The sequence below is a fragment of the Melittangium boletus DSM 14713 genome (genome assembly GCF_002305855.1).
Taxonomy (GTDB): Bacteria; Myxococcota; Myxococcia; order Myxococcales; family Myxococcaceae; genus Cystobacter; species Cystobacter boletus.
Genome location: NZ_CP022163.1, coordinates 5,297,079 through 5,319,332 on the forward strand (window position 1 = coordinate 5,297,079; position 22,254 = coordinate 5,319,332).

The following is a 22,254-nucleotide window of genomic DNA, read 5'->3' on the forward strand; positions in this document are numbered from 1 at the left end:
TGCCCAGGGCTCGTGCCAGAGCGGTGGACGAGCGAGTCGGAGGGCCCCCTCGTTGACCCGTCCGCTAAACCCGTGTTCAGTCTGGGAGAGCGCCATGGCCCCGCAGATCGCCCTCGACTTCTCCACCGCTTCGACCGTCCACCCGGCGCTCGCGCCCTTCCATCCCGTGGTCCAGGGCTGGTTCAGCGAGCGTCTGGGCGAGCCCTCTCGCCCACAGGTGGAGGGCTGGCCGCTCATCCAGGACTGGCGGGACGTGCTCATCGCCGCGCCCACGGGCAGCGGCAAGACGCTCACCGCCTTCCTCGCCGCCCTGGATCGGCTCTTCCGCCTCGCGCTGGAAGGGCAGCTGCCGGACCGCACGCAGGTGCTCTACGTGTCGCCCCTCAAGGCCCTGGGCAACGACGTGCGGAAGAACCTGCTGCAGCCCCTGGAGGAGTTGATGAAGCGGGCGCGCGCCGCCGGCTACTCGCCCCAGGAACTCCGGGTCCAGGTGCGCACGGGCGACACCTCGGCATCCGAGCGCGCGCAGATGGTGCGTCGGCCCCCGCACATCCTCATCACCACGCCCGAATCGCTCTACCTCTACCTGACGGCGGAGCGGGCCCGGAGCACCCTGCGCGGCGTGCGCACCATCATCGTGGATGAAATCCACGCCCTGGCACGCGACAAGCGGGGCAGTCACTTCGCCCTGTCGTTGGAACGGCTCAAGGCCATCACCGAGGTGACGCCGCAGCTCATCGGCCTGTCGGCCACGCAGAAGCCGTTGGACGCGATCGCCGCCTTCCTCACGGGCGAGCGCGCCGAGACGTGTCACACCGTGCAGGTGGGCCACCAGCGGCCGTGGGATTTGCGGGTGGAGATTCCGGACGCGGAGCTGGGCTCGCTCGCCACGCATGAGATGTGGGGGCAGGTGTATGACCGGCTGATCCAACTCGCGAGCGAGCACCGCACGACGCTCGTCTTCGTGAACACGCGCAAGCTGGCCGAGCGCGTGGCGCACGACCTGGGCGAGCGCCTGTCGCCGGACAAGGTGGCGGCGCATCACGGCAGCATGTCGCGCGAGATGCGGCTGTCGGCCGAGGAACGGCTCAAGGCGGGGCAGTTGTCGGTGATGGTGGCCACGGCGTCGCTGGAGCTGGGCATCGACGTGGGCAACGTGGACCTGGTGGTGCAACTGGGCAGCACGCGCTCCATCTCCGTGCTGTTGCAGCGGGTGGGCCGCGCGGGCCACTACAAGGGAGGCATCTCCAAGGGCGTGCTCATCGCGATGACGCGCGACGAGCTGATGGAGTGCGTGGCGCTGCTCAACGCCGTGCGCGAGGGGGACCTGGACGCGGTGCGCATCCCCGAGAAGCCCCTGGACGTGCTCGCGCAGCAGGTGGTGGCGGCGTGTGCGTGCGAGGAGTGGGACGAGCGCGCGCTCTACAGCCTCTTCCGCCGGGCCTGGCCGTACCGTCACCTCACGTACGAGGAGTACGAGAAGGTGCTGGAGACGCTGTCCGAGGGCGTGTCGCTCCGGCGTGGGCGGGCAGGGGTGCACCTGCATCGGGACAGGGTGAACCAGCGGCTCAAGGCGCGCCGGGGTGTGCGCATCACCGCGCTCACCAATGGCGGGGCCATTCCAGACACCTTCAGCTTCAACGTGGTGGCCGAGCCCGAGGGCAAGGTGGTGGGCACGTTGGACGAGGACTTCGCGGTGGAGTCCTCGCCCGGGGACATCTTCCTCCTGGGCACGACGGCCTGGCGCATCCAACGGGTGATGGGCGCGTCGGTGGTGGTGGAGAACGCCCACGGACAGCCTCCCACGGTGCCCTTCTGGCGGGGCGAGGCCCCGGGTCGCACGGACGAGCTGAGCGTGCACGTGGGCCGGCTGCGAGAGGAATTGCTCCAGCGCGCGGACGCACCGCTCTTCCTGGAGAAACAGCTCAACGTGCCGCCGCCCGCGGTGGACGCGCTGCTCGCGTACCTGCGCGCGGGCCATCAGGTGCTGGGTGTGGTGCCGAGCCACACCACGCTCGTGGCCGAGCGCTTCTTCGACGAGGCCGGTGGCATGCAGCTCATCCTCCATGCGCCATTCGGCAGCCGCGTCATGCGCGCCTGGGGCCTCGCGCTGCGCAAGCGCTTCTGCCGCACCTTCGACTTCGAGCTCCAGGCGGCGGCCACCGAGGACGGACTGTTGTTGTCCCTGGGCGAGCAGCACTCCTTCCCGCTGGAGGACATCTTCGGCTTCCTCAACCCGGAGAACGTGGAGGAGGTGCTGGTGCAGGCGGTGCTCCAGGCGCCGCTGTTCGGCACGCGCTTCCGGTGGAACGCGACGCGGGCCCTGTCCCTGTCGCGCTTCTCCTCGGGCAAGCGCGTGGCGCCCAACCTCCAACGGGCGCGGAGCGAGGATCTGCTCGCGGCGGTGTTCCCGGCGCAGGTGGGCTGCCAGGACAACCACCACGGCGCGGATGTGGAGCTGCCGGACCACCCGCTGGTGATGCAGACGATGCAGGACTGTCTGCGCGAGGCCATGGACATCGACGGCCTGCGCCAGGTGCTGCGCGGAATGAAGGAGGGCCGCATCCAGCTCGTGGCCCGGGACGTGCCCGAGCCGAGCGTGTTCGCCCACCAGATGGTGAACAGCCAGCCCTACACCTTCCTGGATGACGCGCCCGCGGAGGAGCGACGGGTTCGCAACGTGGTGCTGCGCCGCACGCTGCCCGCGGAGGACTCGGCGGCCTTCGGCGCGCTGGACGCGAGCGCCATCGAGCAGGTGGTGCGCGACGCGGCGCCGCCGATGCGCGACGAGGACGAGCTGCACGATGCACTGCTGCAACTCATCCTCTTGCCCGAGGCGCGGGTGCCGGGGCGGTTCGTGGCGAGCCTCGTGGCACAGCGGCGGGTGGCCTGGCTGGACGTGGGTGGCATGCGCTACCTGGTGCCCGCCGAGCGCCTCCAGGCCGTCCGGGCCTTGTTCCCCGAGGCGGCACCGCACCCGGCGCTGGAGCCCCTGTCCGGGGACAAGCCCATGGAGCGCGACGCGGCGGTGACGCTGGTGGTGCGCGGGTGGATGGAGTTGCTGGGCCCGACAACGGCGGCGGAGCTGGGGGCCATCACCTCCCTGGACCCATCCGACGTGAACATCGCGCTGCACCAGTTGGAGTCCACGGGCGGCATCCTCCGGGGCCGCTTCCGTCCGGACGCCGCCCCCGGGGAGCTGGAGTGGTGTGACCGGCGTCTGCTCCAGCGCATCCACCGGTTGACCGTGGGCCGGTTGCGCAAGGAGATCGAGCCTCTGAGCGCGCAGGACTTCATGCGCTTCCTCTTCCGGTGGCACCACCTGGAGGAAGTGGACGCGCTGCGCGGCTCCACGGGCCTGTCCAAGGCCATCAGCCTGCTGCAAGGCTATGAAGCACCCGCGTCGGCCTGGGAGCGCTTCCTGCTGCCCTCCCGGATGAAGGGCTACCTGGGAGATCTGCTGGAGCGGGCGTGCTACTCGGGCGAGGTGGCCTGGGGTCGGCTCACGCAGGCCAGGGAGGCGAAGCCGGTGCCGGGTCCCCGCCGGGGCGCGACCGTGACACCTTCCGAGCCCGTGCCCGTTCGCTCCCGGGCGGCCTCTCCCAACCGCAACGCGAGTCTGTCCTTCGTGCGGCGCGAGGACCTGGACTGGATGCTGTCGGCGGCGCGACCCAACGCGGTGCTCGCGGATGGGGGCGTGCTGGTTCCGCCGGACCTGTCGGCACCGGCGCAGGACGTGGTGGCGGTGCTGGAGCAGCGCGGTGCGTGTTTCTTCACGGACCTGTGCTCGCGCTCACGGCGGCTGCCCTCGGAGGTGGAGGACGCGCTCTGGGAGCTGGTGGCTCGGGGGCTCGTCACGGCGGATGCCGTGCAGAACCTGCGGGTGTTGCAGAGCCCGGCGCAGCGCAAGCGGCAGAAGTTGTTGCAGCGCGGAGGCCCGGGCCGCTGGAGCCTGCTGGTGCCCTCGGAGCCCAAGGGCGAGGACGAGGTGCGCGAGTCGCTCGCGAGGCTCTTCCTCCAGCGCTATGGCATCGTCTGGCGCGACCTGGTGATGCGCGAGTCGCTGGCGCCCTCCTGGCGCGAGCTGCTGTACGTGTACCGGCGGATGGAGGCTCGTGGCGAGATCCGAGGAGGCCGTTTCGTGGCGGGCTTCGTGGGCGAGCAGTTCGCGCTGCCGGACGCGGTGGACGTGGCGCGGGCGGTGCGGAGGCAGGCGCCCTCGGGGGTGCGCGTGCAACTGTCCGCGGTGGATCCGCTCAACCTCACGGGGGTGGTGACGCCGGGTCCGCGCGTGCCGGCCACGGTGGGCAACGTCGTCACCTACGTGGACGGTGTGCCCCAGGGCGTCGACGACCAGGGAGATGAAACGGAAGAGGAGGACTCGGCCGAGGTGGCCCAGGCGAACTGACCCCGCTGCGAGCCCTCCTCTTTCGTGAAGGACCTACGGCGTGGCCGCGTGGAAGCGGATGCCCTCGTCGGTCCAGCCCTGGGATTTCAATGACGCCCATTCACTGGCGGAGGCGGTGAGCAGGTGCCGGTACGTCACCGGGCTCCGGAGCCGGTACACGGGCACCAGGCAGGTTCCCGTGCTCGCGGACGCATAGAAGCCAATCCCTTCGTCCTCGGTGAATCCATACTGGCTCATCGCGCTCGAACGCTCGCTGGCGCTCGAAGTGTAGAGATGCGCGGGAACGGAGGGGTTCATCAGCCGGTACACGGGCGAGAGCCCCGCGAGCTGGCTGCCCGCTGCTCGGAACGCCACGCCCCGGTTATCGGTGTACCCGTCCGCCGCCGAGGCCTGCGCCTCGCTCTCGGACAGCGTGTACAGGCTGTCCCCGGTCGTGGGGTTCACGCGGTGATACACCGCGCTGGACAGGGGGCATGCGTCCGCCTTTCCCTGCCACTCGAAGGCACCGATCCGCGCCGTGGGCTGCGAGGGATTCGTCTCCGGCCAGTAGATGGCCTTGAGCACTTCCGAGGGAAGTGGCGCGCCCCGTCCCCAGACATCCGTGCTGCCCGGGTTCTGCGTGAAGTTCTTCCCCGCGTAGTCGATGAAGAAGGATGGCGTGCTCGTCACGCGCTCGACGGAGTTGCCCTCGTACCCCGGGTTCGCGCTCTGGAATGCGGCCAGCGTGGTGTAGCCAATCGCGGCGCTTCCCGCGTTCTTCTGCCACTCGATGACATTCGCGGGTGCGTTCGTGGCGCTTCGCCAGTAGGCCTGAAAATCACTCGCGCTGATGATGCGGGCGGCGCCGTAGGCCGTGGCGCCGGGGTCCTCCACGTTGAGCAGGGGCCGAGAGGAGCGGGAGCCCGCGATCAAGTTGTTCTTGAGCGTGATGCGCTCGGCATTACAGGTGTTCGCGAGGTCTCCCCGAGAACTGGGCTCGCAGCGATCATAGACGTCGGCTTGGACGGGGACGGTTCCCTTGGTTCCGTCACAGAGCTGACCGCCGGGCAGCGTGTCCCCGGTGACGCAGCGGTTGTCGTCCACGACGCTCAGGTTGCCCGAATAGCCAGTGGTCGTCTCCTCGTTGTTGACGAGCGTGTTGTTCCAGAGTTGCACGGTGCGCGAACCAAAGACGGCGATGCCCGTCAGGCCATTGTCATGCACCAGGTTGGAGGCGATCACGCCATGGTGTGACACCTCGTAGAAGATGCCTTTCTCATCGTTGTAGCGGACGGTGTTCCTCGCGATGATGAACCAGTGGGTGTTGGGCTGGGTCGAGCCGCAATGTTGATCGCACCAGAAGCCCGTGGCGGCGTTGTGCTCGAAGAGGTTGTTGAAGATGACGCCGTCCTCGACCTTGGTGATCTTCATGCCGGCGTCGACCGCGTTCGCCCAGTGCCGGATGTTGTTGTACGAGATGTCATTGCCCGAGACGACGAGGCCATTGGCGTTGCCCGCCTGGACCCCCGTCCAGCCATTGTTGAGGACGCGGTTGCCGATCAGCCGCACCCCCTGCGCGTTGGCCACGGCCACTCCCGAGGCGGAGTTGTTGGCCACGGTCGAGTTCTCCAGGATGGAGTTCGAGACGGCGGTGCTGTTCTTGTAGAGCAGGATGGCGCCCTTGTAATAGGCCGTTCCATTCACGCTCTTGCTCCAATCGACCGTGCATGTGCCGTAGCCCCTCACGTCCAGCCCCGCGATCTTCACGTTCGAGGCGGCGCTCCTCAGGGCCCAGAGCTTCGTGGTCACTTCCACGTCGCTCGAACCGCCCGCGACGGTGAGGACGTTGGAGGCATGGTCATAGGTATACTCGCCGGGCTGCGGTTGGGAGGCCACGCGGCGCAGCGGGATTCCCGCGCGGAAGACACCCAGCGCGTACTCCGCGCCGAAGTGTCGGCTGGTGCCCTTGAGCAGATGGTCATCCGCGCAGTTCTGCTCGAAGCGCGTCATGTCCCCAGGGAGCGTGGCGCTGGCGGTCGCCGAGCCGGTGAAGCCCGTGACCTGGGTGCTGCCCCACAGCCGCACCACATCCGTGCGGTAGCGCTGGAGGGTGACGTTGTCGCGCGTCACCGACAATTCGCCCTCGCGGTACGTGCCCGCCTTGAGCACGATGGTCCAGGTCGGCCCAGCGGGTTTGGCGTTGACGACGGCCAATGCACGTCCGAGCGTCTTGAACGGTGCGGTGAGGCTCCCACTGTCGGTGTCATTCCCCGTGGGACTGACGAAGACGACGTGGGTCGTGGGTGGCTCGTAGAACTCCGAGGGCGTGGGGCGGGTCCGTGTAGACGTGCGGCGTGAGCGCGGACGTCACCTCCGCCACGAGAGGCGCCGCGTCCTCGGGGCCGCCGCAACCGCCGAGACAGAGCAGCAGCAAGCCCACGAATCCAGAGGATCGATCCATCGCGAAAGAACGGGTGCGGACGTGCATGCGTGCTCCTGTGAGTCTGGACTCCACCAGGCTCCAAAGCTCAACATGGATTGAATCGAATTAACAGGACTAAGCCGTAAAACTGAATAAAGCGGGAGGAGTGAATCGCAGGGGGAAGAACGAGGGAGGCGGCACGCATCGAACCAAACAGGACCTGTGAACTCATTTGACTTGAGAGGTTGACTCCATTCGCGTATGGGGTGACGGCATGAGTGCGCACCGCGCATGGTGGAAGGAGCCGCACGTGGAGGAAGAGAAGAAAGAGAGTCGCGTGGGGGAGTTCCTTCTCGGGCGCCCTTGCGAGGAGGTGGGACCGGAGCTGGGACACCTCTACGAGGCTCGCAACGAGGCGACGGGAAACGCCGGCCTGGTGCTGTTGCCCGGGACACGCGTGGACTGGGACCTCGAGGACGACTGGGCGGTGCGGATCTCCGGCAAGCGAACGCCCTCCTCCGTGGTGAAGGTGGAAGTGGAACGGGCACCCGCTTCGGGCCGGATGACGAAGTTGGTGGACATCCTCGCCCTGGTCTTCGCCTCCCTCAAGCGAGTGGAAGACAATGAGCGGGTGAACATCCATCTCACCGGAAGACCGAAGCGTGCGAACTGGGCGGGACGATTCCCGTGGAGGCTCGCTGCTCGGGACGGAGGCGCCCTCGCGGGACTTGTCCTGATCCTGCTCCTCTGTCTGTCATTCACGAGCCAGTCAGAGAGTGAGGAACAGTCCGCGTCCGGCATGACGTGTGAGACTCGTGGGCAGGTGGACGCGGCGCAGATGATCGACGCCGCTGAAGCGGGTGTTCCACCCATCGCCTATCGCATGCCCGACAAGCCCTTCCGGAATCAGGCAACGCCTCCTTGCACCCCCAACAGGGACGAGGAGGAGATCAACGGGGGATGTTGGGTACAACTCGCCCGAAAGCCTCCTTGCCTCGGGGAGACCCAGGCCGAGTACCAGGGCAAGTGCTACCTGCCCGTCGCGAAGAGGACGCCGCCGTTGCAGTCCGTCGAGCCATGAGCACCGGCGGCGCGTGGCTTGGGAAGTCGGGCTGGAACAGGTAGGGTCCGCCGCCATGCACGAAGCACCCGTGGACCGCTCCGGTTGGAGCCTGCCACCTCTTCCGGCGGTTCTCCTTTCCATCGTGAGCGTCCAGGGCGGTGCGGCGCTCGCGAAAGGACTGTTTCCAGCGCTGGGCGCGGCGGGGACGGCGGGGGTCCGTATCGCGTTGGCCGCGCTCGTGTTGCTCGTGGCCTTCCGCCCACCGCTCGCGCGCTTCACCCGTGCGCAGTGGGCCGCGGTCATCCCCTATGGCCTGGCGCTCGGCGCCATGAACCTCAGTTATTACCTCGCCATCGCGCGCATTCCGCTCGGACTTGGCGTCACGCTGGAGTTCGTCGGACCCCTCGTGGTCGCGGTGGCCGGGTCCCGAAGGCTCCTGGATTTCCTGTGGGTCCTGGTCGCCGCCGTTGGCATCGTTCTCATCACGCCATGGAGTGGCGGGCCTGGCGCGCTCGACATGATCGGCGTGTTGCTCGCGCTCTTCGCGGGGGCATGCTGGGCCGCGTACATCGTGCTCGGTGGGCGTTTGTCGCGGCTGCTTCCCGAGGGGCAGGGCGTGGCGACCGGGATGGTGTTCGCGACGCTCGTCGTGCTGCCCGTTTCGCTCGCGGACGGCGTGGCCGCGAAGTTGACCCCCGCGTTGTTGGCGGCGGGCCTCGGGGTGGCGCTGCTGTCGAGCGCGTTGCCGTACACATTGGAGATGATGGCGTTGCGGGTTCTCCCGAGCCGTACCTTTGGCATCCTGATGAGTCTGGAGCCCGCGGTCGCGACCCTGATGGGGTTCTTGTTCCTGCACGAGCGGTTGTCGCCGGTGCAGTGGCTCGCGGTGGCCCTGGTGAGTGCCGCCTCCGCGGGCTCCACCCTCACGGCCCGCCGAGTCCCTCCGCCCATCGAGGCCTGACGCGGCCTCGTCGCCTGGTGCGAGGCCTCGGTGGGCGCGCGGGGTCGTTCCCACGTCTCCAGCCCTTCGCCAACGACCTGGTGACGCTGACGCTCACGGGCGCTCAAATCGAGACGCTGCTGGAGCCGCGATTCCAGCCGAGCGGTGGTGTCACGCCACCTGCTGCGCGCGCTCCAGGAGGAAGGCCACCAGGGCGGGCCAGGCGTCGCGGAGCTTGTCGGTGGAAGCTTCGCCGAACACGGTGATGGGATCCACGTAGCGGCGCTCTCCGGAGACGCGCTCCACGCTCCATGCGAGCAGTGCGTCCCTCAGGCCGCGCAGAGGGCCTCCGAGGATATGGGTCGCGGGTCCATGCAGCAGCAGGCGGGCCTGGGCCCAGTCCTCGCGCCGACAGGCGATGACGCCGTTGACGAGGACGATGAGGGGATCCTCCTCATCGAGGGCCCTGGCTTCACCCAGGCGTTTGTCCGCGATGCTCAACGCGCCCTGCAGCGCGGCGATCAGGGCGAGTCGCGCGGGGATGAGCCGCCGGATGGACTCGGGCAGTTCCTTCGTGTCCTGGGCGCGGGTGAACTCCCTCTCGGCCGCGTCCAGGTGCCACAAATCCAGATGGCACACCCCGAGGTTGAACGGGAGGATGCCCTGGCTCCGGGATTTGAGCAGGAGGTGGGCGGCCTCGAACTTCTCGAGCGCGGCGGCGATGCGTCCTCGTGACAGGAGCTGGTTTCCCTCCGAGCTCAGCGTCCATCCCTTCTGAACGCGTTTCCCGATGAAGACGCTGACGACGACGGCACAGACGGCGAGGAGGGCGACGGGAATCCATCTTGTCAGGTCCGGCAGCGGATCTCCGGGTTGCCGGAAGAAGGCGTAGAAGGCGACGAACAAGACGATGAGCAATACCCACTGCGCGACAAGACGCATCCCTCTTCCCATCCGCCTTCTGTAGCATGCGCTCCCGCGTGCCAGGGGGAACATGTCGGGCGGGTGTGCCGGGCCCCTCGACGTCCCCGGAAAGGACTCCGTGATGAAGGCAATGGCCTTGTGCCTGGGTCTGCTGCTGGCGTTCCCGGCATCGGCTCATTCCGTGGAGGAATCGGCGTGCGGCGGGAGCACCCTGCCCGTGGCGCGGATGGCGCATTCCGAGAAGATGTGCCGCGCGTTCTCGCGAGCGCTCGCCGCACTGCCCGCGGCGACTGGCGCGGAGGCGCGAGCCCTGCTCACGCCCGAGAACCTGGCGCTCATGGCGACGATGACCGCCGCGTGGGTGGGGTCGCAGGGGGTTCCCGTGGTGGGGCAGGCGGTGGATGCCGCGCTGTTGGCCTTGGGGGTCACGCTCCTCGTGGGGCAGACCGCGGAACTCGCGCAGTGTCTCTGGCTGTTCGTCAATCACGCGCGGCTGGCCCGGAGTCCGGAAGTGGTGATTAATGAAGAACGTGCAATAGGATACTTCGAGGAACTACTGCTCGAATTCAAGATTTCCGGAAGGATTGTGGTCCGGCCATGAAATAGACGGTGTGAAATGGATTTTCTCGTGATCATCAGATCGGAAGGGGTTTTCCCTTTCGCTGAGTTCAAGGACCGGTTGCTGGAGCGGTGGCCCACTGCTCTTACTCGCGATCTTGAAGGTACCAGCCGTCAGGCCCTTCTGGATTTCGAGATCTCCATGGCTCGATCAACGCTTTACGGAACATTTTTTCGAGGGGGGAAGTCAGTCAGCTTTTCTGGAGATCTGGCGGATTGTGCGGCGTTCGCTCATTGGTGCCGCCTACTCATCCCCGCGAACGAGGATGTCATGTTCTGTGATGAAATGGTGAACATGAGCCTTGATTTGAATTTGGATACCACTCTCAATGAAATCGTGGATGCAGTCATGTCGTCGTAGTCTGAAAGCGGGAATCGCACGTCATCGGAGCAGCCCCATTCAGCCGTTGTCCCCCGAGCGGCCGGTGTGCGAAAAACCGCCATGGCCAATTGGACCCGAATTGAGAAGCTCAATGGAGGCGAACGCATCTACTACGTCGATCCGCCGATCGATTCGAAGGAGGAGGTCTGGTTCTTCTCCGGCGACTCCAGGTTGCGGGTGTGGAGCGACGGAGTCCTCTACAAGGGTGACGAGGAGACGGTGGCGCGGCTCACGGCTCCCGTCACGGAGCGCTTCTCCCTCTACAAGCTGCTCGACCAGCTCTTCGTCGACGTGGAGATTCGGGGTGAGCAGGCGGTGATCCACCGGGGGGTGTTGAATGGCTCCAGCGTCGCGACGCTCGTCGCCTCATCGGAGGTCGCGCCGCTGCTCGCTCGCTACCGAGCGCTCTCGTTCCGAGACGGCACGCCCTGGAACGCGACGAAGAAGCGGGTGACGGTGCGTGAGTACCGCAAGGACTCGTCCGACAAATGGACGGTGCATGTGGATGGCACGAGCGTCATCGAGAACATGCGCAAGGAGACCCCCACGCCGAGCCGTGAGGCCGCCATCGCGCTCGCCCAGAAGCGCATCCAGGCCAAGCAGAAGGCGGGATTCAGGACGTACCTCATCGAACTCACGGAGGCCCGGCACCCCAATCCCGAGCCGAAGCCCCCGAAGGGAGTGCCAGCGCGAAAGCCCCTCGCGAAGAAGGCCGCCATCGCGAAGCCGGAGAACGCTTTCGAGGCCGTCGATGCGGCCGTCGCGATCCTGAAGGATCTGCACACGCGCATCCCGAAGGCGCATTTCGTCACGGAGTGCCTCGACGCGAAGAAGGATCGCGAGCGGGTCGCCTCCGTCGAGAGCCATGCCTCCTTCTTCCTCGACATGCACAAGCCGCGTGTCGGGCGCTGGAAGACGGCGAAACCCCGGGCTCCGAAGAAGAACGAGTCGAGCTGGGACTACTTCGTGCGGGTGTATGGCTCCATCACCTGGATCCTCGATGGTCAGGCCGACGAGGGTCTGGCGATGTTCTACTGTGGCAACGTGACGGGTGGCGGATGGAGCTGCCTGGAGATCGTCGGAGAGGGCGACTACGAGATCGATGATCTCGTGGAGGCCACGGGCAACGAGGAGTTGGAACAGCTCCTCGTGTTCCACGGCGGGTGGCACGACGGGAAGTCGTGGGCCTTCGACCAGCGTGTGAGTTCGCCGAGTGGTGAGTACGCCATCATCCCCTTCGACGAATCCATGGATGCGCTTCCGAAGCAGATGAAGCCCGAGCGCATCGTTGCGTTTGGCGATTGGCTCTACAAGCGCGTCGTCTCGCTGACGCGAATCGCCGAGCGGAACCTGCGCGAGGTGAACTGAGCCCTGGGTGCGTACCGGGTGTCCGGTACGCACTCGCTCCAGCTCACGGAGAGACGCCCACCGTGCACTCCGGGAGCGCCCGCCGCAGGGCCTCGATCTCCTCCCGGGGAATGGAGGTCCAGTAAAGGTCCAGGGTCTTGAGGCTTGTTAGTTGGTGGAGGCAGGCCGGGAGGGTGCTCATCTCCGTGGCCTGCAAGTCCAGGAACCTCAGGTTCTTGAGTTGGCCCAGCTCCTCGGGGAGCGAGCTGAGCCCGCTGTTGCGCAGGTTCAGTGACTCCAGGCTCCGCAGTTGTCCCACCTCGGGGGGCAGGGTCTTCAGCTCTCGATTGAAGGATAGATCCAGCCGCTTCAGCATGTGGAGCTGGCCGAGTTGCTTGGGAAGTTGTTTGAGACCCGTCGAGCCCAGCCACAGGTGTTCCAGCTCCGAGAACTCCCCAATCACCGGAGGCAGCTCTCCCAGCTTCCGCCCGTTCAGGGTGAGTTCCTTCGACGTTCTGGGTAAAGCGGTGAGTACCCCCTCCGCGCCCTTGGCCTTGGAGGGCTTCACCTTCACGGGAAGGGATTCGCTCTCCAATCCCAGGGGGTCTCCCAACTCCCGCTCGGCGTCGTTCTCGGCCGGCTCGTCCTCTTCCGGGAGCGCTTCGCCCAGCGTTTCCAGTTGCTGCTTCACCCAGGTGGAGAAGGGTCCCAGTTCGCTCTCGGGCAGGCTGTCCTCGACATTCCAGACGACGAGCTCGCCGCTCTCCTCGCTCTTCCCGAAGGCGTAGCCATTGACGTCGTTGATGTCGCTGGAGGCGAACATCACGAAACGGTAGGTGTGCGTGCCCGCCTCCCGCTCCTCGCGGACCTCCGCCCACTTCCGGTCTGGCTCGCCCATCTGCATGGAGAGGCCGAGCATCCAGCGGGGAGGAAGGAAGGCCAGCTTCTCCTCACCGCTGGACAGCCACCGGTAGCCAAGTTCCTTCACGAACTGGAGGTAGTCCGCGGGAAGGAAGGGCGCGAGGTCGAACTCGTGCGGGAAGGCCATCCCGCGCGGCTCGAGCTTCTCCGGGTACTTGCCCGCGGCGTCGTCTCCCAGGCGCTGGAGGTACCTTTTTTCCAGGCGTTTCCATTCCGTGGACGTCTTCTTGACCGCCATGCCGCCTACTCCTCGCCGTAGGTCTCGATGAAGTCGTCGATGACCGTGACGATGTGGGTGGAGAAGTCCCGGAAGTGCCTGGCGTCCTGGGTGCCGAGGAGCTGGGGAAGTCCGAAGGGCTCGTCATGGGTGTAAGCCACGACACCCAGCTCGTCCTCGGGAGTGCGATCTCGCGGATTGAAGCACCAGAAGTTCTCCACCGCGTCATCGTCCATGCGCTGGAAGAACAGGGCCTCCTCGATGGCCTCGGCCACGTCGGGATCGTCTCCCTCCGCGGCGTCGTTCGGGTCCGGTGCGACCGCGTGCAATTCGTTCGGGAGCTCCATGCCGATGAGCTCCCTTCCGCCATACAGCACCTTGAAGGTGCCGTGGGTGTTCAAGAACCGCACGTAGCTGGGGGGCAGCTTCAGCCCGTATTTCTTCTCCAGCTTCTGCACCTCCGCGCCGGAGAGCGGCTGGGAGAACTCCAAGGACATGTCCTCTTTGGTGCTCACGAAGACCTTGAGCCGCTCCACTGCCTCGGTCACTCCGCTCTCTTTCGATGTCGTCGGCATACGGACTCCCGTAGACCACGCATGGACGAAAGAGAAGCGCCCCGTCGACGCGGAGGTCGAATCGGGGCGCTCGCACTCATGACGCGGAGGACGGTTACTTCACGCGCCCTTCCTTCCAGGCCTGGAGCAGCTGCTCATAGGGCACGGTCTCGCCCTTGGGCTTCTCGTTGGCGAGCTTGGGCTTGGGGGCACCCGGCGCGTCGAACCAGAACTTCGCGTCCTTCACGGGGTTGAGCTTGGGCGGGCAGGTCTTCATGCCCGCGCGCTCCAGGCGGCCCATGACGTCATCCATCTGCGTGGCGAGCGTGTCCATGGCCTCCTGGGGCGTCTTCTCGCCCTCGACAGCGAGGCTGATGTTCTGCCACCAGAGTTGCGCGAGCTTCGGGTAGTCCGGCACGTTGGTGCCGGTGGGGGTCCAAGCCACGCGCGCGGGGCTGCGGTAGAACTCCACGAGGCCGCCGAACTTGTCCGCCACCTTGGTGACGTGCTCGGAGCGGATGTCCGAGTCGCGGATGGGCGTGAGGCCGACCAGGAACTTCTTGAGGGACGTGGTCTTGGCCACCACGAACTGGGCGTAGAGCCACGCCGCCTTGCGGCGCTCGAGCGGCGTGCTCTTGAGCATCGTCCACGAGCCGGTGTCCTGGTAGCCGAGCTTCATGCCCTCCTCCCAGTACGGGCCGTGAGGCGAGGGGGCCATGCGCCACTTGGGCAGGCCATTGGCGTCCACCACGGGCAGGCCGGGCTTCATGAGGGGCGCGGTGAAGCCCGTGTACCAGAAGATCTGCTGCGCGACGTTGCCCTGGCCGGGCACGGGGCCGGCCTCGGAGAACGTCATGCCGGCCGCCTGGGGCGGGGCGTACTTCTTGAGCCATTCGATGTACTTGGTGAGCGCGTACACGGAGGCGGGGCCATTGGTGTCACCGCCACGCGTGACGGAGGCGCCCACGGGGTTGCAGCCCTCCACGCGGATGCCCCATTCATCCACGGGCTTGCCGTTGGGCAGGCCCTTGTCGCCCGCGCCCGCCATGGACAGCCACGCGTCCGTGAAGCGCCAGCCCAGGGACGGGTCCTTCTTGCCGTAGTCCATGTGGCCGTACACCTTGACGCCGTCGATCTCCTTCACGTCGTTGGTGAAGAAGTCGGCGATGTCCTCGTAGGCGGACCAGTTCACCGGCACGCCCAGCTCGTAGCCGTACTTCTTCTTGAAGCGCTCGCGCAGGTCGGGGCGGCTGAACCAGTCGTGGCGGAACCAGTAGAGGTTGGCGAACTGCTGGTCCGGCAGTTGGTACATCTTGCCGTCGGGGCCGGTGACGAAGCTCTTGCCCATGAAGTCGTCGATGTCGAGCGTGGGCAGCGTCACGTCCTTGCCTTCGCCCTCCATGAAGTCCGTGAGCGGCACCACCTGGCCATAGCGCACGTGGGTGCCGATCAGGTCGCTGTCGTTGACGTACATGTCATAGATGCTGCGGCCCGACTGCATCTGGGTCTGCAGCTTCTCGATGACATCGCCTTCCTGGATGATGTCGTGCTTGAGGTTGATGCCGGTGATTTCCGAGAAGGCCTTGGCCAGCGTCTTGGACTCATAGACGTGCGTGTCGATGCTCTCGGACACCACGTTGATCGTCTGTCCGCGGAAGGGCGCGGCGGCCTCGCGGAACCACTTCATCTCCGCGAGCTGCTCGTCGCGGGAGAGGGTGCTGGGCTGGAACTCCTCGTCCACCCACTTCTCGGCGGCCTTCTCCAGGGCGGCGGTGTCCACCTGCTGGGGCTGCGCCGCGGCGGGGGGCTTCTCACCCTCCGCGGGCTTCGACTCCTTCTTGCACCCGGCCACGGGAACGGCGAGGGCCAAGGCCAACGTCCACACGGTTTTCTTCATCGGTTCTACCCCCAGCGGGAAATGAAGACGAGGAACAGCAACGACAGACCCACGGCGATCCAGACGGACGCATCCGTCAGGCCCACCCAGGCCAGGTGAATGAAGGCGCTGCCCAGCAGCCCCACGAAGAGCCGATCTCCCCGGGTGGTGGACATGGGCAGGAGGCCCTGACGGGGCAGGGAAGGGGCGCGGATGCCCCAGACCGTATAGGCCGCGAGGAGGAGCACGATGAAGCCGAAGAAGCCGGCCGTGGGGGCCGTCCAGGCCATCCATTCGAAGTCCATGACGGCTCACACCCTTCCCAGGGCGAAGCCCTTGGCGATGTAGTTGCGCACGAAGTAGATGACCACCGCGCCCGGCACGAGCGTCAGCACGCCCGCGGCGGCGAGCACGCCCCAGTCCATGCCCGCCGCGCTCACCGTGCGCGTCATGGCGGCGACGATGGGCTTGGCCTCCACGGACGTGAGCGTGCGCGCGAGCAGCAGTTCCACCCAGCTGAACATGAAGCAGAAGAACGCCGTCACGCCCACGCCCGAGCGGATGAGCGGGAAGAAGATGCGCAGGAAGAAGCGCGGGAAGCCGTAGCCGTCGATATAGGCCGTCTCGTCGATCTCCCGGGGCACTCCGGACATGAAGCCCTCGAGGATCCACACGGACAGGGGCACGGTGAAGAGCATGTGCGCGAAGGCCACGGCCCAGGGCGTGTCGAACAGGCCGATGCTCGAGTAGAGCTGGAAGAAGGGCAGCAGGAAGACGGCCGGGGGAGACATGCGGTTGCTGAGCAGCCAGAAGAACAGGTGCGTGTCTCCGAGGAAGCGGTAGCGCGAGAAGGCGTAGGCCGCGGGCAGCGCGAGCAGCACCGAGAGCACCGTGTTGATGCTCACGTACGTGAGCGAGTGCACGTAGCTCATGCTCCACGAGGGATCCGTGAAGATGGTGGTGTAGTTGTCGAGCGTGGGGGAGCGCGGCCAGGCGGAGAAGTCGCCCAATATCTCCTCGTTCGTCTTGAGCGACATGCACACGAGCCAATAGATGGGCACGAAGCTCAGGGCCAGATAGAGGGGGACGGCGAGGCGTCTCATCGCGCCTCCTTCTGCTGGGTCATGGCGGTATAGAAGACGTAGCTGAACAGCAGGACGATGAGGAAATAGACGAGGGAGAAGGCAGCCGCCGGGCCCAGGTCGAACTGCCCCACCGCGAGCCGGGTGAGGTACTGGCTCAGGAAGGTGGTGGCGTTGCCGGGCCCTCCGCCGGTGAGCACGAAGGGCTCGGTGTAGATCATGAAGCTGTCCATGAAGCGCAGCAGCACCGCGATGGTGAGCACGCCTCGCAGCCGGGGCAGTTGGATGTAGCGGAACGTGGCCCACACGCTGGCGCCGTCGATGCGCGCCGCCTGGTAGTAGGCCTCGGGAATGGCTTGCAGGCCCGCGTAGCAGAGCAGCGCCACCAGGGGCGTCCAATGCCAGACGTCCATGAGCAGCACCGTGAGCCATGCGTCCAGCGCGTGGGCCGTGTAGTTGTAGGAGATGCCCAGCGAGTTGATGGCCACGCCGAACAGGCCGATGTCACCTCGGGCGAAGATCTGCCAGATGGTGCCCACCACGTTGAAGGGGATGAGCAGGGGCAGGCCCACGAGCACGAGGCTGGCCGACGCGGCCTTGCCCGCCTTGGGCAGCACGAGCGCGAGCAGGACGCCGAGCGGAATCTCCAGGGCGAGCACCGCGAGCGAGAAGCCCATCTGGCGCCGCAGGGCGCCGTGCAGTTCCGGGTCGCGCAGCACCTTGCGGAACCACTCGGTGCCCACGAAGACGCGCTGGTCGGGTCCGAGGATGTCCTGCACCGAGTAGTTCACCACCGTCATCAGGGGGATGACGGCGCTGAACGCGACGGCCACGAGCACGGGCAGGACCATCAGCCAGGCGCTCTGTCGGGTGGGTTTCTCCATGGGGGTTGTCCTTGGACTCGGGGTTCAGGAGACGGCGCGGCCCGCGGCGTACAGGGTCGTCCACGCGGGGGGCAGCTCCAGCCAACAGGTTTCACCAGGAGCGAGCCGCTCCTCCTCGGGCAGGCGCACCTTGAGGGTCCGCGAGCCGAGCCGCGCGGTGCCCAGCTTGTGCCGTCCCAGGTCCTCCACCTGGGTCACCTCCACGCGCACCGAGGAGGGGGTGCCCTCGGGCACGCGCCGGAGGAATTCGGGCCGGATGCCGAGCAGCAACTCGCCTCCGGTGCCGAGGGCCCGTGCGCACACGCCCGCGTCCAGGGGCAGCCGCTGGCCCTCCACCACCACCGCTCCGTCCTCCACCACGCACGGCAGCAGGTTCATGCCCGGACTGCCGATGAAGTAGCCGACGAAGGTGTCCACCGGATGCTCGAAGAGCTCGCGCGGCGTGCCCACCTGCACCACCCGGCCCTGGTTCATCACCACCACGCGGTCCGCGAGCGTCAGCGCCTCCACCTGATCGTGCGTCACGTAGACGATCGTCATCTTCAGCTGCTCATGCACCTGCTTGAGCTTGCGGCGCAGGAGCCACTTCACGTGGGGGTCGATGACCGTCAGCGGCTCGTCCAGGAGGATGGCCGCCACGTCCCGGCGCACCAGTCCCCGGCCCAGGGACACGCGCTGCTTCATGTCCGCGGACAGGCCGCTCGCGCGCATCTTCAGGTCCGGGGTGAGCTCCAGCAGCTCCGCGACCTCCTCCACCCGCTTGCGCGTCTCCTCCGGGCCGAGCCCGCGGTTGCGCAGGGGAAAGGCCAGGTTCTCGGAGACACTCATGGTGTCGTAGATGACCGGGAACTGGAACACCTGGGCGATGTTGCGCTGTTGGGGCGGGGCGGCCGTGACGTCCGTGCCGTTGAAGAGCACCTGTCCGTGCGAGGGTTTCAGCAGTCCCGAGATGATGTTGAGCAGCGTCGTCTTGCCGCAGCCGGAGGGGCCGAGCAGTGCGTAGGCGCCTCCGTCCTCCCAGGTGAGCTCCAGGGGCCGCAGCGCGTAGTCCTTGTCGGAGGTGGGAGCGGGCCCATAGGCGTGGGCGATGCCGCGGAGTTCAATTCGGGCCATGCGCGGCCTCCTGGGGAGCGAAGGACGGAGCGGCCACGAGCGGGCCTCCGGGCGTGAAGGCGAACAGACGCGAGGGCGGGATGAACAGCTCCACGGGTGAGCCGGAGGCGTGGCGGTGCACGCCCTCCATCTGGGCGGCGAGCGCGAGTCCCGCATGGCCCGCGTGTAGCAGCGTCTCCGAGCCGCTGACCTCTTCCAGCTCCACGTGCGCGGGGACGCGGATGTCCTCGGCGGAGGTGGGCACAAGCCGCAGGTGGTGGGCGCGCAGGCCCAGGCGGTAGCGGCCGGGAGCGAGGCCGCGCAGGTGGCCGGACAAGGGGAAGTCCACCTCGGGAGACAGGCGGGCCCGCCCCTCCGGGGACACCTCGGCGTCCCACAGGTTCATCTGCGGATCGCTGAAGACCTGGCCCACGTGCTCGTTGGCGGGCCGCTGGTACACCTCCAGCGTCGGGCCCGACTGCAACACGCGCCCCTCGTGCAGCACCACCGTCTGTCCGCCGAGCAGCAGCGCCTCGGTGGGCTCGGTGGTGGCGTACACCACGACGGCGGGCCGGCCCCGGAAGAGCTGGCGGATCTCCGTGCGCAGCTCCTCGCGCAGCTTGTAGTCGAGGTTGGCCAGGGGCTCGTCGAGCAGCAGCAGCGAGGCGTCCTTGGCGAGCGCGCGTGCCATGGCCGTGCGCTGTTGCTGGCCACCGCTCAGCTCCGCGGGAAGGCGTTGCAGGAAGGGCTCCAGGCGGAGCGCCGCGGCGGTGTCCCGCACGCGCTTGTCCAATGCCTTGGCGTCGAGCTTGCCCGCGAGCCGCAAGGGCGAGGCGATGTTCTCGTAGACGGTGAGGGAGGGGTAGTTGACGAACTGCTGGTACACCATGGCCACGTCGCGGCGGCGCACGTCCACGTGGGTGACGTCGGTGCCGTCCACGCGCAGCCGTCCCGTGGTGGGCTTGTCGAGCCCCGCCAGCAGCCGCAAGAGCGACGTCTTCCCGGCGCGCGTGCGGCCCAGCAGCACCTGGAAGGAGCCGGGTTCGAGCCGCAGGTGGATGTCCGCCAGGTGTGTTTCTCCGCCCACGACGCGCGTGATTCCGTCCAGCTCGATGCCTTGCCTCACCCGATGTATCCCTCGTTGCGTCCAGGCCAGGAGCGACCGCGGGCGCACTGTAGGAAGAAGCTTCTCGCCGGGTCCAGAAGCAGGCGAGGGGGGATGCGGAATGGCCCACTTCCTGCTTTGTTTGAAAGAGCCTTTGTCCGCGCGCTCAAGGACTCATTCATGATCCGTCGCATCGCCTTGTTGGGTTTCCTCGCCCTCGCCGCATGTGGTGAAGAGGAAAAAACCCCTTCGAAACCCACGACTCCGACCCCGACCGTGAAGACAGGGACGGTGTCGGGGGTGCTGACTCCCTTCCGCTCCGCATCCTCGCTCTCCTCGCGTGCCCTGCCCTCGGAGTTGAGTGATCCACGCTTGCGACACGTGCTCTCCCAGGCCGCGTCCAAGCTCCTTGCCGCGAAGCGTCAAACGCAGCAGCAGGCGCTCTCCTCGACGTCCTCGTCCACGGCCGAGACGGTTCCGGGCGACGTCATCGTTCGTTTCGAGGAGTCCCATCTTCCCGAGGCCGAGGCGCTCGCCCGGGTGGAAGTGCCCGGCTATCGCGCGGTGCACAAGGGTCATCTCTCCGAGCATTGGCAGCTCATTGGCTACGAACCCCTCACGCTGCGCGCCCTGCGGGCGGGGGAGACGGAGGACCTGGCCCAGCGGGTCTCCACCCAGAAGGGCGTGCGTTTCGCGGAGAAGAACGTCCGCGTCCGGGCCTTCGCGACGCCCAATGATCCGGGCTACCCGAGCCAGTGGCACTACCCGATGATGAACCTGCCGGCCGCCTGGGACGTCACCACGGGCTCGGACGCGGTCACCATCGCCATCGTGGATTCGGGCATCGTCAAGCACCCGGACCTGGACGCGCGCGTCGTGCAGGGCGCGGACGTCATCCTCGATGCCTCCGCCGCGGGGGATGGAGATGGCCGGGATATGGACCCGACGGACGTGGGGGCGGATCTGCCCAATGGGGGCTCCTCCTTCCATGGCACGCACGTGGCGGGCACCATCGGCGCGTCGTCCAATGACGGCTACGGCGTGGCGGGCATCACCTGGCGCGGGAAGATCGTTCCGGTGCGCGCGCTGGGCGCCGAGGGGGGCGCGTTCGCGGACATCATCGTGGGCGTCCGCTGGGCCGCGGGCCTGGAGGTCTCCGGGCTGCCCGTGAACAAGAACCCCGCCCAGGTCATCAACATGAGTCTCGGAGGAGAGACCGGCCCGAGCGTGGCCCTCCAGGAAGCCATCGACGAGGTCGTCAAGAAGGGCGTCATCATCGTCGTGGCGGCGGGCAACTCGAACGTCGACGCGAGCGCCTTCTCGCCGTGCAATCAGCGCAACGTCATCTGCGTGGGCGCCACGCGCTTCGATGGCAAGCGCGCCAGCTACTCCAACTACGGCACCCCCGTGGACGTGATGGCCACCGGAGGCGAGACGTCCCAGGACCTGGATGGTGACGAGCAGCCGGATGGCGTGCTCTCCACGCTCCAGGACAAGGACAAGAAGCCCGTGTGGGCCTACTACCAGGGCACCAGCATGGCCTCACCGCACGTGGCGGGCATCGTGGCGCTCATGAAGGCGAAGAAGCCAACCCTCACCACGGAGGAGGCCGAGACGATCCTCAAGGAGACCGCGGACGTGGCGAGCAAGTGCTCCGAGGGCTGTGGCGCCGGGCTCGTCAACGCCCATACCGCGGTGCTCCGGGCGGCGGGAACGCTCAATACCTCGGCCGCGCCGAAGCTCAGTCTGGCGGCCACCCAGATTTCCTTTCCCAGCGGCGGCACGTTTCCCCTGTCGGTGCGCAACGTGGGTGGTGGCTCGCTCAGGGTGACGGCGAGGGTGTCGGGGGCGGGGGCTTCCGCGCTGTCCCTCGGGGGCGGCGGTTCGGTCACCGTGCCCGCCTATGGCGCGGCCTCGCTCCCGGTGCTCCTCTCCACCAGCGGACTGGCGGATGGAGACTACGAGGCGCGGCTCGATCTCTCGGGAGACAATGGGGACAGCGCCCCGGTGAAGGTGAAGTTCCGGGTGGGCTCCTTCAAGGACCAGGATGCCATCCTCTTCTTCCTCTACGAGGACAGCGATGGGGAGCTGACCTTCGACGAGGATGAGGGCGTGGGGCTCGTGAGCGCCGCCAACAACTACAGCTATAGCGCGAAGCTCACCGCGCGGACCTACTACGCGATCGCCACCATTGACGAGGATGGGGACGATAAGCTCCTCGAGGATGGGGAGCGCGTTGGCTTCTGGCGGGATATCACCAACCTGGAGCCGATCGTCGTGGGGGCGGGCAAGACCGTGCGCGGCATCGACTTCGCGCTCGTGCCGACCATGTTCAGCGACAACTGAGCGGTCCAGGCTGGCCGGGGACGGAGCGGAGGGGTGGGGGTGCTGGCGAAAGGTGGACAGTTGCACGCGGAACGCGTTCCCTCCGCCCGCGTGT

General features: G+C 67.1%; 18 protein-coding genes. 7 read left to right on the forward strand and 11 right to left on the reverse strand.

Features of this window, described 5'->3' with window-relative positions:
- Window positions 1-94 precede the first annotated feature (94 nt).
- A complete protein-coding gene (locus MEBOL_RS22335) occupies window positions 95-4,408 on the forward strand; it encodes a DEAD/DEAH box helicase (RefSeq protein ID WP_095979350.1) in 4,314 nt (1,437 codons plus the stop codon).
- Window positions 4,409-4,441: 33 nt separating this feature from the next.
- On the opposite strand, the gene MEBOL_RS22340 is transcribed toward MEBOL_RS22335, so the two are convergent.
- Together MEBOL_RS22340 and MEBOL_RS41335 are read right to left on the reverse strand one after the other, a co-directional pair.
- Window positions 4,442-6,601: a right-handed parallel beta-helix repeat-containing protein gene (locus MEBOL_RS22340; RefSeq protein WP_095979351.1), complete on the reverse strand. Its 2,160-nt coding sequence runs from the start codon at window positions 6,599-6,601 to the stop codon at window positions 4,442-4,444.
- 49 nt (window positions 6,602-6,650) lie between these two features.
- A complete protein-coding gene (locus MEBOL_RS41335) occupies window positions 6,651-6,875 on the reverse strand; it encodes a hypothetical protein (RefSeq protein WP_157775362.1) in 225 nt (74 codons plus the stop codon).
- A gap of 271 nt (window positions 6,876-7,146) precedes the next feature.
- On the opposite strand from MEBOL_RS41335, the gene MEBOL_RS22345 reads away from it, so the two are divergent.
- Both MEBOL_RS22345 and MEBOL_RS22350 read left to right on the forward strand, forming a co-directional pair.
- Window positions 7,147-7,890, forward strand: coding sequence for a hypothetical protein (locus tag MEBOL_RS22345; RefSeq protein WP_157775364.1), 744 nt, complete (start codon window positions 7,147-7,149; stop codon window positions 7,888-7,890).
- A gap of 55 nt (window positions 7,891-7,945) precedes the next feature.
- On the forward strand, window positions 7,946-8,833 hold the full coding sequence (locus MEBOL_RS22350; protein ID WP_095982927.1) for an EamA family transporter: 888 nt from the start codon (window positions 7,946-7,948) through the stop codon (window positions 8,831-8,833).
- 150 nt (window positions 8,834-8,983) lie between these two features.
- On the opposite strand, the gene MEBOL_RS22355 is transcribed toward MEBOL_RS22350, so the two are convergent.
- Window positions 8,984-9,754 (reverse strand): hypothetical protein, encoded by a 771-nt coding sequence (locus MEBOL_RS22355; RefSeq protein ID WP_157775366.1) that lies wholly within the window; start codon window positions 9,752-9,754, stop codon window positions 8,984-8,986.
- Between the two features lie 103 nt (window positions 9,755-9,857).
- Here MEBOL_RS22355 and MEBOL_RS22360 point away from each other — a divergent pair, with 103 nt between their 5' ends.
- From MEBOL_RS22360 to MEBOL_RS43085, 3 genes are all read left to right on the forward strand, one after another.
- Window positions 9,858-10,337: a hypothetical protein gene (locus tag MEBOL_RS22360; RefSeq protein WP_095979354.1), complete on the forward strand. Its 480-nt coding sequence runs from the start codon at window positions 9,858-9,860 to the stop codon at window positions 10,335-10,337.
- A gap of 27 nt (window positions 10,338-10,364) precedes the next feature.
- A complete protein-coding gene (locus tag MEBOL_RS22365; RefSeq protein WP_170115568.1) occupies window positions 10,365-10,715 on the forward strand; it encodes a hypothetical protein in 351 nt (116 codons plus the stop codon).
- 81 nt (window positions 10,716-10,796) lie between these two features.
- Window positions 10,797-12,104, forward strand: coding sequence for a hypothetical protein (locus tag MEBOL_RS43085; protein WP_245918738.1), 1,308 nt, complete (start codon window positions 10,797-10,799; stop codon window positions 12,102-12,104).
- Window positions 12,105-12,147: 43 nt separating this feature from the next.
- Here MEBOL_RS43085 and MEBOL_RS22380 read toward each other — a convergent pair whose 3' ends face one another.
- From MEBOL_RS22380 to MEBOL_RS22415, 8 genes are all read right to left on the reverse strand, one after another.
- Window positions 12,148-13,242, reverse strand: coding sequence for a leucine-rich repeat domain-containing protein (locus tag MEBOL_RS22380; protein ID WP_095979356.1), 1,095 nt, complete (start codon window positions 13,240-13,242; stop codon window positions 12,148-12,150).
- Between the two features lie 5 nt (window positions 13,243-13,247).
- Window positions 13,248-13,769, reverse strand: coding sequence for an SMI1/KNR4 family protein (locus MEBOL_RS22385; RefSeq protein WP_245918739.1), 522 nt, complete (start codon window positions 13,767-13,769; stop codon window positions 13,248-13,250).
- A 121-nt stretch (window positions 13,770-13,890) separates the two neighbouring features.
- Entirely contained in the window at window positions 13,891-15,672 is a 1,782-nt protein-coding gene (locus tag MEBOL_RS22390; RefSeq protein ID WP_095979358.1) for an ABC transporter substrate-binding protein, read from the reverse strand.
- A 5-nt stretch (window positions 15,673-15,677) separates the two neighbouring features.
- Window positions 15,678-15,956, reverse strand: a complete 279-nt coding sequence (locus MEBOL_RS22395) for a DUF2160 domain-containing protein (RefSeq protein WP_095979359.1) — start codon at window positions 15,954-15,956, stop codon at window positions 15,678-15,680.
- Between the two features lie 6 nt (window positions 15,957-15,962).
- Window positions 15,963-16,754: a carbohydrate ABC transporter permease gene (locus MEBOL_RS22400; protein WP_095979360.1), complete on the reverse strand. Its 792-nt coding sequence runs from the start codon at window positions 16,752-16,754 to the stop codon at window positions 15,963-15,965.
- The gene (locus MEBOL_RS22405; RefSeq protein WP_095979361.1) at window positions 16,751-17,617 is read right to left on the reverse strand and encodes a carbohydrate ABC transporter permease; all 867 of its coding nucleotides are present in this window, start codon (window positions 17,615-17,617) and stop codon (window positions 16,751-16,753) included. Before MEBOL_RS22405 ends, MEBOL_RS22400 begins: the two co-directional genes overlap by 4 nt.
- Window positions 17,618-17,641: 24 nt before the next feature.
- Window positions 17,642-18,730: an ABC transporter ATP-binding protein gene (locus tag MEBOL_RS22410; protein WP_095979362.1), complete on the reverse strand. Its 1,089-nt coding sequence runs from the start codon at window positions 18,728-18,730 to the stop codon at window positions 17,642-17,644.
- Window positions 18,717-19,835, reverse strand: a complete 1,119-nt coding sequence (locus tag MEBOL_RS22415; protein WP_095979363.1) for an ABC transporter ATP-binding protein — start codon at window positions 19,833-19,835, stop codon at window positions 18,717-18,719. The genes MEBOL_RS22410 and MEBOL_RS22415 overlap by 14 nt, the downstream gene beginning before the upstream one ends.
- Window positions 19,836-19,994: 159 nt before the next feature.
- Here MEBOL_RS22415 and MEBOL_RS22420 point away from each other — a divergent pair, with 159 nt between their 5' ends.
- Window positions 19,995-22,160, forward strand: a complete 2,166-nt coding sequence (locus MEBOL_RS22420; RefSeq protein WP_170115569.1) for a S8 family peptidase — start codon at window positions 19,995-19,997, stop codon at window positions 22,158-22,160.
- Window positions 22,161-22,254: the final 94 nt, after the last annotated feature.

Bases quoted from the DNA above. Each gene is read 5' to 3' on its own strand.
- MEBOL_RS22335 (WP_095979350.1), top strand. From the start codon at position 95: ATGGCCCCGCAGATCGCCCTCGACTTCTCCACCGCTTCGACCGTCCAC.
- MEBOL_RS41335 (WP_157775362.1), bottom strand. From the start codon at position 6,875: ATGCACGTCCGCACCCGTTCTTTCGCGATGGATCGATCCTCTGGATTC.
- MEBOL_RS22350 (WP_095982927.1), top strand. From the start codon at position 7,946: ATGCACGAAGCACCCGTGGACCGCTCCGGTTGGAGCCTGCCACCTCTT.
- MEBOL_RS22355 (WP_157775366.1), bottom strand. From the start codon at position 9,754: ATGCGTCTTGTCGCGCAGTGGGTATTGCTCATCGTCTTGTTCGTCGCC.
- MEBOL_RS22360 (WP_095979354.1), top strand. From the start codon at position 9,858: ATGAAGGCAATGGCCTTGTGCCTGGGTCTGCTGCTGGCGTTCCCGGCA.
- MEBOL_RS43085 (WP_245918738.1), top strand. From the start codon at position 10,797: ATGGCCAATTGGACCCGAATTGAGAAGCTCAATGGAGGCGAACGCATC.
- MEBOL_RS22380 (WP_095979356.1), bottom strand. From the start codon at position 13,242: ATGGCGGTCAAGAAGACGTCCACGGAATGGAAACGCCTGGAAAAAAGG.
- MEBOL_RS22390 (WP_095979358.1), bottom strand. From the start codon at position 15,672: ATGAAGAAAACCGTGTGGACGTTGGCCTTGGCCCTCGCCGTTCCCGTG.
- MEBOL_RS22395 (WP_095979359.1), bottom strand. From the start codon at position 15,956: ATGGACTTCGAATGGATGGCCTGGACGGCCCCCACGGCCGGCTTCTTC.
- MEBOL_RS22400 (WP_095979360.1), bottom strand. From the start codon at position 16,754: ATGAGACGCCTCGCCGTCCCCCTCTATCTGGCCCTGAGCTTCGTGCCC.
- MEBOL_RS22405 (WP_095979361.1), bottom strand. From the start codon at position 17,617: ATGGAGAAACCCACCCGACAGAGCGCCTGGCTGATGGTCCTGCCCGTG.
- MEBOL_RS22410 (WP_095979362.1), bottom strand. From the start codon at position 18,730: ATGGCCCGAATTGAACTCCGCGGCATCGCCCACGCCTATGGGCCCGCT.
- MEBOL_RS22420 (WP_170115569.1), top strand. From the start codon at position 19,995: ATGATCCGTCGCATCGCCTTGTTGGGTTTCCTCGCCCTCGCCGCATGT.